This window comes from Gilliamella sp. B3023, assembly GCF_026536845.1.
Taxonomy (GTDB): Bacteria; Pseudomonadota; Gammaproteobacteria; order Enterobacterales; family Orbaceae; genus Gilliamella; species Gilliamella apicola_E.
Window position 1 is genome coordinate 76,328 of record NZ_JAFNNH010000007.1, and the last position, 13,923, is coordinate 90,250.

The window sequence follows — 13,923 nt, forward strand, 5'->3', positions numbered from 1 at the left end:
TTAGAACTTATCATAACGCTGATAAGCTCTAAATATTAACAATTATTCCGAATAATTAAGTAATTAATCAGGTTGTTATAGTGATTTTATAAGCAGTTTTTTTAAAATGAAATTCAAAATAATGCCATAAAGCGGTAAGAAGAATAATCCACAAATCAAAATTTTAAAACTATAGTCAATTGCAGCAATCTCGATCCAATGATTGGCCATAAATTCGTCGCTACTTTGATAAAAGGCAATGGCAAAAAAGACGATAGTATCTATACCATTACCTAACACCGCTGATGCCGAAGGGGCAACCCACCATGCTTTATTTTTACGTAAATAATTAAACACAGTAATATCCATAAGCTGCCCAACCAAATAAGCGGCAAAACTGGCTAATGCTATTCGAAAAACAAAAGTATTAAAATCAGATAAAGCTGAAAATCCCATCCAATGCCCTTCAAAAAACACAACCGAAATGGAATAAGAGAACAGTAATGCCGGTATCATAACAACAAAGATAATTTTTCTGGCAAGACTAGCACCAAATACCCGAATGGTTAAATCGGTGGTTAAAAAGATAAATGGAAAGGTAAATGCTCCCCAAGTGGTATGAAAACCGAAGATATCAAATGGGATTTGTACCAGATAATTGCTTGATGCAATAACTAAAATATGAAAAAAAGAGAGCCAGCAAAGCGCCTTGCGCTGCTGAGCTGAATTAAATTTGTTCTGAAGTGTTTCAGAGTGAATATTCAAATACATATTCGTTTCCTTTTTTAAATGGGGTGAGAGAACCCATAATCTTTAACGTAAAAATGATGTAATTAAGGTTAAAAATGTCGGATAAGCCGAATTTAATTACATCGATATCTAATATTTTTAAATTGTTATAAAAAAATGCTTTTTATATAAAATAAAAGCAATCAACCAACAAATCACGACAATGAATAAGGCATAGATAAAAGAACTGGGATAGTTTCCAAAATATTGCGCTAAAACTTTTGAATACAGAAATTGTCGCAAACTGAGTGAATCAGAATGAAAAACCAGCGTCATTCTACGCGTTATAATCGAAATAATACCGGCGATAACAAAAATGAATAAAGAATTCATGCCAAAGGGGATAAAACAATGAACGGCGTTTTTGTATTTTTTGATATCAATCAACCAAATTAATAAGGCAAATAAGACACAACCTATAGCACAAGTCACCAATACAAATGACGGTGACCAGATTTTTTTATTAATTGGGCAAATAAAACTCAAAATAAACCCTATTATTGAAAAAATTATCCCGTATTTAATCAAGATTTTTATTTTGTCGACATTGACATTAGTCGCAAATATTTGTTTGGCGATACAAAAACCGATAAGGACTTGAGCAATGGCCGGAAAAGTACTTAATATCCCTTCCGGTTCAAAATACATACCATTATCCAGATACATACGCTCTTCACCCAAAATCATTCTATCGACTTTAGCAATAATGTTGTTATTTTTTTGCTCAAACCCGTCGCCCAAATATAAGATGAAAAAATAAAACAGTAATATTTGAACGATCAGAACAGGCAAATATTTTCTATCAAAACATAAAATAATAAGAGAAGAAAACAAATAACAGATCGCTAAACGTTGTAAAATGCCCATAATTCGGATTTGATCTATACAAGACAAAGATTCAACCATCCGCTCATGAAACGGCAGCCAATTAAAATACTTATACAAAGCAAGAAAACCCGAAAACCAAGCAATCAATAATCCAATAGCAAAAATAATCAGTGTTCTTTTCAAGATTTTAATTAACAGAATTTTATTAAGCTTAAAATCTAATTTATTTAAGGAAATATAAGTCGACACGCCCATAATAAACATAAATAAAGGAAAGATGAGATCGGCAAAAGTCAGCCCGTTCCATTTAGCATGCCTAAGTAAAGGATAAATAGCATTTGGCGACCCGGGATTATTCACTAAAATCATTCCTGCAATGGTCATTCCTCGCAATACATCCAATGAGACTAATCGTTGATGATTGTCAGACATGCATTTCCCCTTTAAATAATACTATTTAGAGCTATGGGTTAGATACTGATTTAACCCTTTTTCACGTAAGTCGCAACTAGGACATTTACCACATCCCCCCTCTACCCCATAATAACAAGTGTGAGTGTGTAGCCGAATATAATCAAGATAACCAAGTTTATCAGCCATTTCCCATGTTTGCGCTTTAGTCAGATACATTAATGGGGTGATGATGTTAAACGTGTAATCCAAGGCTAAATTCATCGAAACATTCATGGATTTAATAAAGATATCTCGACAATCCGGATAACCACTGAAATCGGTTTCACATACGCCAATAATGATATCTTTAATACTGTGCTGTTTGGCATAACACCCGGCTAACAATAAAAATAGCATATTACGCCCGTCAACAAAGGTATTCGGATAATTCCCTTCTTGAGCTGATTTAATCTCTTGCGAGTCATCAATCAAGGCATTATTAGTCGTTTGTTTAATCACTGAAGTGTCAATGACGGTTTGCTTTACACCAAGATCGTCAGCAATCCATTTGGCTTTTTCAAGCTCAATGGCATGTCGTTGACCATATTGAAAGCTGATTGTTTCAACGTTTTCACGCCCATAATCAGCAATGGCTTGCAGTAAACAGGTAGTAGAATCTTGCCCACCAGAAAATATCACTAGTGCTTTACGATTTTGCATTTTTAACGGTTCCGATATAATTTGTGTACGAAAAAAATTAACGATTATCGACTTTTTCAGGATAAAGATCGTGATTAGCTAAACGATTAAGCGCAATTTGTTCCCAGTTAGTACCAGGTTTACCGTAATTAGCATAAGGGTCGATAGAGATACCACCACGTGGTGTAAATTTCCCCCAAACCTCAATATATTTAGGATCCATTAATTTAATCAGATCTTTCATAATGATATTAATGCAATCTTCATGATAATCACCATGATTACGAAAGCTAAATAAATAGAGTTTGAGCGATTTACTTTCCACCATCTTTATATTGGGGACATACGAAATATAAATCGTCGCAAAATCAGGTTGACCAGTGATAGGACAAAGGCTGGTAAATTCCGGGCAATTAAATTTAACAAAATAATCATTACCGGGGTGTTTATTATCAAAGGTTTCTAAAATATTTGGACAATAGTCAGTTGGATAGCGAACAGATTGGTCGCCAAGTAGTGTAATGTTGCTCATTAAATTTTCCTTAGTTTTTTAGCGTGGGAGGTTCACGAACCACGTAATAAGGCGCACACCTTACTCTTTTTAGGCAGAAAAGTCTAGTTTAAGCACATTATCTTTTATCAATAAAAAAGCACCATTAACGCTCGATTAATGGTGCTTATCTAACAAAAAAGTTGAGGAAGGCACTTTTTTGCGTTTAACTTTACTCTATTTGCTAGTCATTTGTTTGTAATAATCAGCAAGTTTATCTTTAGCATCAGATAACTCTTTTTCAGCATCATTTAATTTAGCTTTTAATGCATCAATTTTATCTTGATTTGCATTGAGTTTGTCTTTTGCATATTCTTTAGTCTTTTCTGCTAATTCTTTAGTTTTATCAGTAACATCTTTAGTTTTTTCAACCACTAATCTTTTATATTTTTCTTCTAATGTTTCATCTTTACAATTGGTATTAACTTCTTGAAGTGCTTTTTCAAGACCTGCAACTTCATTAGCATTATTGGCATTCTTAGCTTGATCTATTTTAGTTTGGATTGCTTGTTTTTTTCCGTCACAATTTAACCCTTGGTATTCATCATTATTTGTTGCATAACTGTTTACAGAAAATGCAGTAACTAAAGTGATAATGCTTAACTTACTTAATAACCTAATTGCTGATTTCATATTGATTCCCCTAAGTTTATTTTCTTAATTGAACACAATCTACTTTATGATCTTTACCTTTGGTTAAAATCAAACTTGCTCGTTCCCGTGTTGGCAGGATATTTTCGATCAAATTCAATTCATTAATTTCTCGCCAAAGGCGGTTAGCAATATTCACAGCCTCTTCCTCGGGAAGCTTAGAATAGTGGTTAAAGTAAGAGTTAGGATCACTAAATGCCCCAGCTCTAAATTTTAAAAATCGATTCACATACCAATCGTGTAATAAGGGTAATTGTGCATCGACATATATTGAAAAGTCTACATAATCGGAAACAAACACCCGATTGTTAGCCTGTGTATAATTTATGGTGCCTTGTAAAACATTTAATCCTTCAAGAATTAAAATATCTGGACTGTCGATAGTAATCTGTTCGTCTTCAACAATATCGTAAACCAAATGAGAATAAACGGGTGCTTTAACTTCTGACTGACCTGACTTTACATCAGCAACAAAATTAATTAACTTTCTGATATCATAAGATTGAGGAAATCCTTTCTTATTCATGATACCACGTTCTTCAAGATAACGATTGGGATATAAAAAGCCATCGGTTGTTACTAACGCAACTTTGCGATGTTCCGGCCAACGAGTTAATAATGCTTGTAAGACACGAGCTGTGGTGCTTTTACCAACAGCAACACTACCAGCAATACCGATAACATAAGGTATTTTCTGACTTTTACCTAGGAACTTTGATAAGACTGCCTGACGGCTAAAACTATTGCTTATATAATAATTGAGTAATCGAGATAAAGGCAAGTAAATTTCACTTACTTCATCCATAGACAAATCTTCATTAATTCCTTGTAACGAGGTTAATTCTTCAGCAGTTAAAGTCATCGGTACCGCATTACGCAAGCCAGCCCACTCTTGTCGGGTAAATTGCATATAAGGGCTCAAATGATTTTTCATGTTTTATTTGCTCAATATTTAAAAATTATTTGGCTCAGATTATACTAAATCTATTTTTTTACAATCATAAATTCGCATTAACTTCTGCTCATAGCTATATTAATGACTTGCTGGTAAAATATGTTTAAGTAAATTTATAACCAGATATTAAATTGAGATTGTATGTTAAAAAATAAATCGAAAAAAACCCGTCAAGAGATTAATGAAGAGTCTCGAGAACTTAAGCGCAAACGTAAACATAAAGGTTTACCTAGTGGTTCTCGTTTTAACGGCAAACAAAACAATAAAAAAACGTCAAATATCATTAAAGATCCGCGAATTGGTAGTAAAAAACCAATTTCATTAGTGCAAACGGATGATCCAATTATAAAAGTTAATCAACCTAAAAAGGTCAAATTAACACCAGAACAAGAACTAGACCAGCTTGAAAATGATACTAAACTTGACCATTTACTTGATTTAGTTGAGCAAGGCAAAACATTGACTAATGAACAACAATCTTATCTTGATAATAAACTAGATCGCATTGATCAACTGATGAAACAATTAGGTTATGAAGATAATGATTTTGATGACGAGTTAGAAGAGCCTAAAGAAGATATTGTCAGCTTACTTAAACGTAATTAAGTTAGATTTATTTAATATGAACTAGAAATTTATAATTTCATTTTCCAAATAATGTCAATAAAGAGTCATTAACCATGCCAATATTTATTATGCTCGGTTTATATTTGGGATTATTTATCTGCACATTATTGTATTTGAAAAAAATCAATCGTATTAAAATTAAAGCGCAAATTAAAAAGCGTAGTAAAGCAAAATGTGATGGAAACAACAATGTCAAAAGCAGGATTAAATAAACACAATATGATTCAATCTCAGCTATGGGACCAAGCGTTAATAGAAAAGTATAACTATTCCGGCCCAAGATATACTTCATATCCAACTGCGCTTGAATTTAATGAGCAGTTCACTGAACAAAACTTTCTTTCAGCTGCCACACGTTATCCTGAACGTTCATTATCACTATATGTGCACATTCCGTTTTGCCATAAACTTTGTTACTTTTGCGGTTGTAATAAACTTATTACCCGGCAAACCCATAAAGTTACCCAGTATCTCGATATACTAGATATTGAAATTGCTAAACGGTCAGAGTTGTTCAAAAATCGTATTGTAAGCCAAATGCATTGGGGCGGAGGCACTCCTACTTTTTTGACTGATGATGAAATGACACGATTAATCACATCAATCAGGCAACACTTTAACTTTACTCAAGATGCTGAATTATCAATTGAAATAGACCCCAGAGAAATCAGTACACAAACAATCGATCATCTTTCTGAACTAGGCTTTAATCGGTTAAGTATGGGAATTCAAGATTTCAATCATGAAATTCAGAATCTAATTAACCGAGAACAAGATGAAAATTTAATCCGCTCGTTGATTGCTCAAGCACGAAAAAATAATTTTCGATCAATTAGCCTCGATTTAATTTATGGATTACCTAAACAGACCGTTGAAAGTTTTACCGAAACTTTAAATAAAGTTATTGATATTTCACCCGATAGATTAAGCGTTTTTAATTATGCCCATTTACCTAGTCGTTTTGCTGCGCAACGTAAAATCAAAGATTATGATTTACCTAACGCTAATCAAAAATTAAAGATCTTACAAACTAGTATAGAAAAATTAACTCAAGCCGGTTATCAATTTATCGGTATGGATCATTTTGCCAAACCAACCGATGAGTTGGCTATTGCTCAACAAGAAAATAAATTGCATCGTAACTTTCAAGGATACACAACTAAAGGAGATTCAGATTTATTGGGTCTTGGTGTGTCAGCTATTAGTATGTTGGGTGATAGTTATGCACAGAACCATAAAGATCTAAAAAATTATCAAACTTTAGTTAAACAACAAGGTAATGGTTTATGGAAAGGATTTACCTTAAATCAAGATGACAAAATAAGAAGAGACATCATTAAGCAACTTATTTGCCATTTTTACCTTGATAAAAAACAAATTGAACAACTTTATGCGATTAAATTTGATGACTATTTTACTGAAGATTTAAAACTATTAGCACCATTGGAACAAGATGGTTTAGTCTTAATTGGTAAAGATAGCATCGTAGTCCAACCTAAAGGGCATTTGCTTATTCGAAATATTTGTATGTGTTTTGATATTTATATGCGACGATTGGTTCGACAACATCAATTTTCACGCGTGATCTAGTTCACTCTACTCACGCATGAATATTTGATTATCATTACTTATTAATGACTGGCTAAATAGACTTTAAATTTTGTTGTTTGGGCAATAATTTCAACACTTTTAAAGGTTTCATCCAAAATCGATTGATAAGGCAAAAATGAATTTGCCACAATACAAAGATAACCATTTAATTTTAAGTGTTTTTTAGCCTCTTTAATCAGTTTGTTTACTGCAGTATAACTTGTCTCTTTACCATCATGAAAAGGTGGATTAGAGATGATTAAGTGAAATTTATCGTTGATATCTGAAAATACATCACTAGCAATAACATTTGCAGAAAGATTATTACAAGCTAACGTAGCTTTGCTTGATTCTAACGCCATACTGCTGACATCGGTTAATGTTAAACTTATATCTTGATATAACTTACCTAAAACTGTTGATAATATGCCTGAGCCACAGCCTACATCTAGGATATTACCTTTAATAATATCACTCTGTTCCATCAATGCATTTAACAGAAGCTCACTACCCGCATCTAATCCTTTTTGGCTAAATACACCGGGTAAGCTTTTAATTTCGATATCTTGGTTTTCAATGGTTAAATGATAACTTAGCCACCACTCTTTTAGTTCAAAAGCTAAACGGCTATCAGCACGAAAATGATACAGACCACATCGCCTTGCACTATCTATTTTTTGTATAGAGCCAAAATCAGCCAATAACCCTTCAACACTTTTTACACCAGTCCGATTTTCACCAATAATAAAAATATCACTCTCTTTAGGCATATTATTTAATAAAAATGATAACTGAAATTGCGCTTCACTCTTAGTTTTAGGCCAATAATATATGAGTGTGTTAACATTGTTATAAAAAGACTCGTCAGGATAGAGCGAAAAATTGGTGCTTTCAGCTCGTTTCGAGTGTTTAAAATTTAAAAATGTGTGATACTGCGAGCAGTGAATCTTAACCAAATTAGCTGATATAACAGCTGGGTAATTATCTTGGATATCACCTGCAATAAGAATATTTTTATCATCAAAAAAGGATTGATGACGTTCAAGTACTTGGCTAGCAGGAGTAAATGCGGATATTGCCATAATGCCTCAATGAAAAACCTTTATAAATTGAAGCGAAGATTATACAATTAACTTTCTTTAATCCCTAATAAAAACAGTAATCCGACAATGACAGCAACTGATTGGTATCTAAAGCAATGTGATATTACCCAATATGTTTTACGCAATTCTGCCGTTTTTCAAGGTGAAGTTGCTACACATATCGACGATAAAATTCGTTTAATCGTCATTGCTAAACAGCAACCAACTCAAAAAATTTATTATGATATTTTAAAAGCCATTGAGTTAACTGAAGAGCAAGTTTTATTTCTTACACCTTCGCAATTAATAATACCGGCAGATGAAGTAAAAGTTGTAACTTGGTTTATTGACATAAAAAGCCATGAACAATGGCAAAATAAATTAACGATTAAAACCAGCGATTTAGTTTCGCTAGCTAAAGATCCACAACAAAAGCGACAGCTTTGGCTACAATTATGTGAATATGAAAACGATTTCCATCCTAAATGAAATTGATCTAGCAGAAGCCTATGAGTTAGAGCGATTATGCTACCCTATTCCTTGGTCTAAAGAGACTTTCTTTTCAAATCAAGGAGAACGTTATTTAAACCTTAAAATAACCGTTGATAATAAAATTGTAGGCTTTTGTATTTGCCAACAAGTAGCTGATGAAGCAAGTTTATTTAATATTGCCATACATCCTAAATACCGGAATCAAGGGTTAGCAAAAACATTATTAAACCAGTTGATTGATGATTTAATGGCAATGCCAAATAAAATTTCGACAATATGGTTAGAAGTAAGAAAATCAAATGCGCCAGCACTTGAGTTATATCACTCAATAGGGTTCAATCAAATAACTATTAGAAAAAATTATTACCCAACCACCGATGGTAATAAAGAAGATGCAATTATTATGGCTTATACTTTAGCGTTATAAAATGTTTTAATGGGAGTAATAATGTTCACAGCACTGTTATTTGTAAATGGCGAACCACCTAAAAATCTACCTACCGATTTAGGTAATTATAATTATATCGCATGTACTGACGGTGCATATCATAGTTATCTATCTAAATCTTCAATTAAACCAGATTTTATAATCGGTGATTTAGATAGCATTAACTCCACAATGACAATTCCCGATAAAACCCAAATCATTCATACGCCAGATCAATCTAAAACTGACTTTGAAAAAGCGTTGTTGTTTTTAAATAGTAAAGGAGTCACATCATTTACCATATATGGTGCATCAGGACGATCCAGTGACCACTTTCTAGGTAATTTATCGGTTGCTATGCAATATCATCAACAATTTAAAATGCTGTTTTATGATGATTATTGTCACTTTTTCTTCGCAACTAACCATCAAATTATCCATCATGTTAAATACCATATTATTTCATTAATGCCTCTATCCAAAGTTACAGGGTTGACTATAACCGGTTTTGAATACCCATTACATAATCAAACTCTATCTTTAGGTAGTTTTACTAGTTTACGTAATAAAGCGATTAATGACACTGTCGAAATCTCTTTTAATGCTGGTGATTTACTGATTTTTGTTCAAAATTAAAACTGTTTAGATTGACATCAACTTACATTGCTTTACAATATGGTTACATTCTATTATCGCTTTTTTAAAGGAACAACCCATGCTTTTCAAAAAACTTACTGTGATTGCTTGTTCTTCGCTCGTTTCTTGCATAGCTTTTGCTCAAGACAATAAAGCAAGTGTAACAGATAAGATAGTTGATACTTTTCTTGCATGTGATAATCAATTTTTCCAAAATCTAGCTGAAAATAAAAAAACATTTAGCGAATACGTTGATTTAACCACAAAAGATAATGTGACATTCATTCCTGTAGAATCCATTTATCAACAAGATAAAAATAAAGTTATTTTTAAAAAACCACTTAAATATCGTGGGTTAACTATTACGGGATACCAAGACATATATATTCCAACAAATTTATCTGGAAAATATTATTATTGGGGCTTTATTTTTGATAATAGCCAAGAAGAAATTATTAGTGCATTAAAAAATATAAAATGGTCAAGTTATAATGAAAATGTTTATATTGCTAATGCTAAAATTTATGATCGTAATGCTAAATCCCCTGAGTGGACAGATAATCTCTATTCAATTGATGGTGTAGTGCCAAAACTTGGGACAATTGAGAAATCACTATATTTAGAAAACCTAGACAACAACCAAAATCGAGTTCTTTGTTCTATTCAAGGCGATTTAAAGAAAGATATTCTTTATAAAGATCGTCCAGATATAAAGCTATTTGATGATCAAATAAGAAAAGAGCAGCAAGAAAAGATCGAAGCTTCTAAATTAAAAAAAGAACAAGAGAAAAATAATGCAACTCAAGAATCAAGTGAAGGCAAGAGCTCAAAAGAGGGAGATAACATTTAAATGAAAAAATTATGCTTAGTCTTAATTCTTTTTTCTTTTGCAACTATAAGCCATGCAACAGATGAAAAGCCACAACTTACTGAAGAAGAGAAAGCCACTCAAGCAAAAGAAGTTGAGGAAATGTTGAGCAATCCTAGAATCGGTGAGCAATTTGCACCTATTTCTAAAACTGACGAAGATAATAAGGTTGGGTATTCATTCCTTGATAAAAAATCGATAAAGTCACACCCATATAATCCTCGAATTCGTGTCTTTAAAGAAGTGATCAATTATACTCCTGCATTAGTACAAAACATAGATAATGTGAAAACACCCTATCGCACTATAGTCATTAACTATTACGCTAATTGTGACAAAAAAGAAATTGCTAAAGGACAACTTGATCTTGTTGAAAAAAACTTCGCAGAGGGTAAATTAATTAATAATATTAATATTCCAAGCCGTTGGATGCGAGCCGAAAAAAATGACGATAATTATAAATTATTAATAATGGCTTGTTCATTACCTCTCAACCAGTAACACTTAATTTGCTCTCGCCACCTAGCTGTGGCGGAGTCTCTCTATTTATGCTACTATTTCTATATTAATTGCTCAATATAATCACACCAATATGAACGTTACTCAATTTCATACTCTAACTGATCAACTTTTTAATCAAATTGAATCATACCTTGATGATTATGCTGATGAGCATGATATCGATTTAGATTACGAAACTAATGGTAATGTTATTAATATCAGCTTTCCAAATAACAGTAAAATTATCATTAATACACAAGAACCCTTATTTCAAGTTTGGTTAGCAACAAGAAAACAAGGTTATCATTTTGACTTTATTAACAACAAATGGATTTGTAATCGATCAGATCAAACATTTGAAGATATTTTTACCCAAGCCGTAGAAGAACAAGCTGAATAATTTTCATAAAAAAATAGGCGGTAAATTAATATTTAGCGCCTATTTTATTTAGGTAGAGGGCATTTATAATAATGTCAGATTTGCTAATTTTATTACTAACCATTTAATACCAACATCAACGAAAGCGATTTGAACTCGCCTATGCTCACCTTCACCATCAAGATTGATAATTGATCCCTCACCAAAACGGTTATGTTTAACCTTTCTACCTAACGTATAACCATCATCTTCCTTTTTCTTCTTAGAATAAGATTTTTTACGTTCTTGATAAAACTCATCATCTTTATTTTGGTAACCAGATCGTCCCCCAAATGAAGAAAAACTACCTTGGTAATAAGTTTCATTTAAGTTTTCAACTGGCAACTCATCTAAAAAACGAGAAGGTAAATTTCGTTCTTCTCGACCATAGAGTCGTCTTTGTTCTGTCAATGAAAGCGTTAAGTTTTTTCTTGCTCGCGTTATACCAACATAAGCTAAACGTCTTTCTTCTTCCATTTTATCGACTTCTTGAATAGAACGTTGGGTAGGGAAGATACCCTCTTCCCAGCCTACAATAAAGACATTGTCAAATTCCAATCCTTTTGCTGAATGTAGCGTCATCAGTTGAACAGAATCTTGGTCAGTACCCACATCACGGCTTTCAAGCGATGTAACCGATAAGAATGATTCTAAAATTGTTAAAGGTTTACCTGTTTCAGCATCCTCAATCACGGTATTTTGATTGACACGGTAAAATTGCTCAGCTGCAGAAACAAGCTCTTCAAGGTTTTCTAACCTTGCCTGACCTTTAATACCCGGCTCTTGTTCATACATTCGCAAGACACCTGATAACGTAATAATCTTCTCTAATTGTTTATAAAAAGGTAAGTCATAAACTTCAGCATGAATCGATTGCATTAAATGGATAAATCGATTTATGTCTGTAAGTTGTCTATCAGAAAGTCCCTTCTTTTCAATTAACGTTAAGCAAGCATCCCATAACGACATATCTTTATGCTTAGCAAAATGTCTAATTTTATCTAAAGTAACTTGGCCTATACCACGAGTTGGCGTATTTATAGTTGCTTCAAATGCCATATCATTGTTATGGTCATGTAATAGACGTAAATAAGCAAGAGACAATTTAACCTCTTGCCTTTCATAGAATCTAATCGAGCCATAAATTTGGAAAGGTATGCCATTTTGCATTAATGTATCTTCAAAAATCCGAGATTGAATATTATTACGATACAAAATCGCGCAACTAGAGTAATTTTGACCTTGCTCATGCAATTTTTTTATTTGACCAACAACAAATCTTGCCTCATCAGCATCATTAAAACTTCTGTAAAGCAAGATTTTTTCACCATCGCCACTATCGGTCCATAAATTTTTACCTAACCGATTTTTATTGTTAGCAATCAATTTATTTGCAGAATCTAAAATAAACCCTGTGGATCGATAATTTTGCTCTAAGCGAACAATTTCAGTATCGGGGTAATCATTGATAAATAATTGAAGATTATCGGCATTAGCACCACGCCAACTATAAATTGACTGATCATCATCACCAACAATCATGATATTAGCTGTATTACCCGCTAATTTTTGTACGAATCGATATTGAATTTTATTAGTATCTTGAAACTCATCAATGAGAATATTTGAGAAACGATTACGGCAATAATCTAAAACATTCTCATCTCTACAAAGTAATTCATAAGCTCTCAGAATTAACTCAGAAAAATCAACGTAGCCAACTTTATCGCAAATTGCTTGATAATCACGATAGATCACTTGCCACATTACTTGTTTTGGATCTTCTGGCAGCAAGTCTTTAGCGCGTAATCCTTTCTCTTTTTGTGCAGAAATATAATTAGCACACTCTTTTGCTGACCATTGCTTTTCATCTACTTGAAGTTCTCGGAAAATTCGCTTGATAAGTCGAATCTGATCTTCTGTATCAATAAGCTGAAAATTATCTGGAAGGTTAGCTTGTTGAGGAAACATGCGTAATAAGCGATGAGTCAAACCGTGGAAGGTACCAACCCACATTCCATTTAAATATCTTTCACCAACTAACGATTCAATTCTTTCCTGCATTTCAGCAGCAGCTTTATTGGTAAAAGTCACCGCAAAAATTGAACCCGATGAATAATTTTTCTCAACACAAAGCCAAGCTATTCGATGAACAAGTACACGTGTCTTACCACTTCCGGCACCTGCAAGTACAATAGTATATTGATTATCTGTAACTACTGCGGTTTGTTGTTCTGTGTTAAGGTCTTTTAATAATGATTGCTTAATGTCCATTATGTGTTAACCCATCCCGATTACATAAACCACTATTAATTATTGATATATTGAATCTTTTTAAAATTGCCATTTTCTTTATAATATTTATTGGTGAGTCTATTAAAAAAATAAAGACAGGTAGTAAATGCAAATCTTATTTACATCTAACTGTACTGTCTTTT

At 32.8% G+C, this 13,923-nt stretch carries 16 protein-coding genes and 1 riboswitch; of the genes, 8 read left to right on the forward strand and 8 right to left on the reverse strand.

Annotated features, from left to right (window positions below):
* Nucleotides 1-75: 75 nt before the first annotated feature.
* The 6 genes from J3U16_RS05975 to coaA form a co-directional block, all read right to left on the reverse strand.
* The gene (locus J3U16_RS05975) at nt 76-750 is read right to left on the reverse strand and encodes a 7-cyano-7-deazaguanine/7-aminomethyl-7-deazaguanine transporter (RefSeq protein ID WP_267330622.1); all 675 of its coding nucleotides are present in this window, start codon (nt 748-750) and stop codon (nt 76-78) included.
* A gap of 117 nt (nt 751-867) precedes the next feature.
* Entirely contained in the window at nt 868-2,028 is a 1,161-nt protein-coding gene (locus J3U16_RS05980; RefSeq protein WP_267330623.1) for an acyltransferase family protein, read from the reverse strand.
* A gap of 21 nt (nt 2,029-2,049) precedes the next feature.
* Nucleotides 2,050-2,709 carry a 7-cyano-7-deazaguanine synthase QueC gene (queC, locus tag J3U16_RS05985; protein ID WP_267330624.1) on the reverse strand — a complete coding sequence of 220 codons (660 nt, stop codon included), beginning with the start codon at nt 2,707-2,709 and terminating at the stop codon, nt 2,050-2,052.
* Between the two features lie 37 nt (nt 2,710-2,746).
* Nucleotides 2,747-3,220 (reverse strand): preQ(1) synthase, encoded by a 474-nt coding sequence (gene queF / locus J3U16_RS05990; protein WP_065563118.1) that lies wholly within the window; start codon nt 3,218-3,220, stop codon nt 2,747-2,749.
* A 4-nt stretch (nt 3,221-3,224) separates the two neighbouring features.
* A riboswitch (PreQ1 riboswitch) is annotated at nt 3,225-3,269 on the reverse strand.
* Nucleotides 3,270-3,415: 146 nt separating this feature from the next.
* Nucleotides 3,416-3,871 (reverse strand): DUF1090 family protein, encoded by a 456-nt coding sequence (locus J3U16_RS05995; protein WP_065563119.1) that lies wholly within the window; start codon nt 3,869-3,871, stop codon nt 3,416-3,418.
* Between the two features lie 16 nt (nt 3,872-3,887).
* Complete coding sequence (gene coaA, locus J3U16_RS06000; RefSeq protein ID WP_267330625.1) at nt 3,888-4,823, reverse strand: type I pantothenate kinase; 936 nt, start codon at nt 4,821-4,823, stop codon at nt 3,888-3,890.
* A 162-nt stretch (nt 4,824-4,985) separates the two neighbouring features.
* Here coaA and yihI point away from each other — a divergent pair, with 162 nt between their 5' ends.
* Together yihI and hemN are read left to right on the forward strand one after the other, a co-directional pair.
* Nucleotides 4,986-5,450 (forward strand): Der GTPase-activating protein YihI, encoded by a 465-nt coding sequence (yihI, locus tag J3U16_RS06005; RefSeq protein WP_065733847.1) that lies wholly within the window; start codon nt 4,986-4,988, stop codon nt 5,448-5,450.
* Between the two features lie 240 nt (nt 5,451-5,690).
* Nucleotides 5,691-7,061 (forward strand): oxygen-independent coproporphyrinogen III oxidase, encoded by a 1,371-nt coding sequence (gene hemN / locus J3U16_RS06010; protein ID WP_370632605.1) that lies wholly within the window; start codon nt 5,691-5,693, stop codon nt 7,059-7,061.
* A 41-nt stretch (nt 7,062-7,102) separates the two neighbouring features.
* Here the strand turns inward: hemN and rsmC are convergent, their stop codons facing one another.
* Nucleotides 7,103-8,137, reverse strand: a complete 1,035-nt coding sequence (gene rsmC / locus J3U16_RS06015) for a 16S rRNA (guanine(1207)-N(2))-methyltransferase RsmC (RefSeq protein WP_416379886.1) — start codon at nt 8,135-8,137, stop codon at nt 7,103-7,105.
* Nucleotides 8,138-8,230: 93 nt separating this feature from the next.
* Between rsmC and J3U16_RS06020 the strand changes: the two genes are divergently transcribed.
* The 6 genes from J3U16_RS06020 (at nt 8,231) to cyaY (ending at nt 11,467) form a co-directional block, all read left to right on the forward strand.
* On the forward strand, nt 8,231-8,632 hold the full coding sequence (locus J3U16_RS06020) for a DNA polymerase III subunit psi (RefSeq protein ID WP_065733846.1): 402 nt from the start codon (nt 8,231-8,233) through the stop codon (nt 8,630-8,632).
* Nucleotides 8,607-9,062 (forward strand): ribosomal protein S18-alanine N-acetyltransferase, encoded by a 456-nt coding sequence (gene rimI / locus J3U16_RS06025; protein ID WP_267330628.1) that lies wholly within the window; start codon nt 8,607-8,609, stop codon nt 9,060-9,062. Before J3U16_RS06020 ends, rimI begins: the two co-directional genes overlap by 26 nt.
* Nucleotides 9,063-9,083: 21 nt before the next feature.
* Nucleotides 9,084-9,698 carry a thiamine diphosphokinase gene (locus J3U16_RS06030; protein WP_267330629.1) on the forward strand — a complete coding sequence of 205 codons (615 nt, stop codon included), beginning with the start codon at nt 9,084-9,086 and terminating at the stop codon, nt 9,696-9,698.
* Between the two features lie 79 nt (nt 9,699-9,777).
* Nucleotides 9,778-10,548, forward strand: a complete 771-nt coding sequence (locus J3U16_RS06035; protein WP_267330630.1) for a hypothetical protein — start codon at nt 9,778-9,780, stop codon at nt 10,546-10,548.
* Entirely contained in the window at nt 10,549-11,067 is a 519-nt protein-coding gene (locus J3U16_RS06040) for a surface-adhesin E family protein (RefSeq protein WP_065733842.1), read from the forward strand.
* Nucleotides 11,068-11,158: 91 nt separating this feature from the next.
* Nucleotides 11,159-11,467, forward strand: a complete 309-nt coding sequence (cyaY, locus tag J3U16_RS06045; RefSeq protein ID WP_065733841.1) for an iron donor protein CyaY — start codon at nt 11,159-11,161, stop codon at nt 11,465-11,467.
* 63 nt (nt 11,468-11,530) lie between these two features.
* Here the strand turns inward: cyaY and uvrD are convergent, their stop codons facing one another.
* Nucleotides 11,531-13,759: a DNA helicase II gene (uvrD, locus tag J3U16_RS06050; protein ID WP_267330631.1), complete on the reverse strand. Its 2,229-nt coding sequence runs from the start codon at nt 13,757-13,759 to the stop codon at nt 11,531-11,533.
* Between the last annotated feature and the right edge of the window lie 164 nt (nt 13,760-13,923).

What these genes read in the sequence shown, in the direction of transcription:
- hemN (WP_370632605.1), top strand. Translation starts at nt 5,691, where the DNA reads ATGATTCAATCTCAGCTATGGGACCAAGCGTTAATAGAAAAGTATAAC.
- queF (WP_065563118.1), bottom strand. Translation starts at nt 3,220, where the DNA reads ATGAGCAACATTACACTACTTGGCGACCAATCTGTTCGCTATCCAACT.
- yihI (WP_065733847.1), top strand. Translation starts at nt 4,986, where the DNA reads ATGTTAAAAAATAAATCGAAAAAAACCCGTCAAGAGATTAATGAAGAG.
- J3U16_RS06020 (WP_065733846.1), top strand. Translation starts at nt 8,231, where the DNA reads ATGACAGCAACTGATTGGTATCTAAAGCAATGTGATATTACCCAATAT.
- coaA (WP_267330625.1), bottom strand. Translation starts at nt 4,823, where the DNA reads ATGAAAAATCATTTGAGCCCTTATATGCAATTTACCCGACAAGAGTGG.
- queC (WP_267330624.1), bottom strand. Translation starts at nt 2,709, where the DNA reads ATGCAAAATCGTAAAGCACTAGTGATATTTTCTGGTGGGCAAGATTCT.
- J3U16_RS05995 (WP_065563119.1), bottom strand. Translation starts at nt 3,871, where the DNA reads ATGAAATCAGCAATTAGGTTATTAAGTAAGTTAAGCATTATCACTTTA.
- J3U16_RS06040 (WP_065733842.1), top strand. Translation starts at nt 10,549, where the DNA reads ATGAAAAAATTATGCTTAGTCTTAATTCTTTTTTCTTTTGCAACTATA.
- J3U16_RS06035 (WP_267330630.1), top strand. Translation starts at nt 9,778, where the DNA reads ATGCTTTTCAAAAAACTTACTGTGATTGCTTGTTCTTCGCTCGTTTCT.
- J3U16_RS06030 (WP_267330629.1), top strand. Translation starts at nt 9,084, where the DNA reads ATGTTCACAGCACTGTTATTTGTAAATGGCGAACCACCTAAAAATCTA.
- uvrD (WP_267330631.1), bottom strand. Translation starts at nt 13,759, where the DNA reads ATGGACATTAAGCAATCATTATTAAAAGACCTTAACACAGAACAACAA.
- J3U16_RS05980 (WP_267330623.1), bottom strand. Translation starts at nt 2,028, where the DNA reads ATGTCTGACAATCATCAACGATTAGTCTCATTGGATGTATTGCGAGGA.
- cyaY (WP_065733841.1), top strand. Translation starts at nt 11,159, where the DNA reads ATGAACGTTACTCAATTTCATACTCTAACTGATCAACTTTTTAATCAA.
- rimI (WP_267330628.1), top strand. Translation starts at nt 8,607, where the DNA reads ATGAAAACGATTTCCATCCTAAATGAAATTGATCTAGCAGAAGCCTAT.
- J3U16_RS05975 (WP_267330622.1), bottom strand. Translation starts at nt 750, where the DNA reads ATGTATTTGAATATTCACTCTGAAACACTTCAGAACAAATTTAATTCA.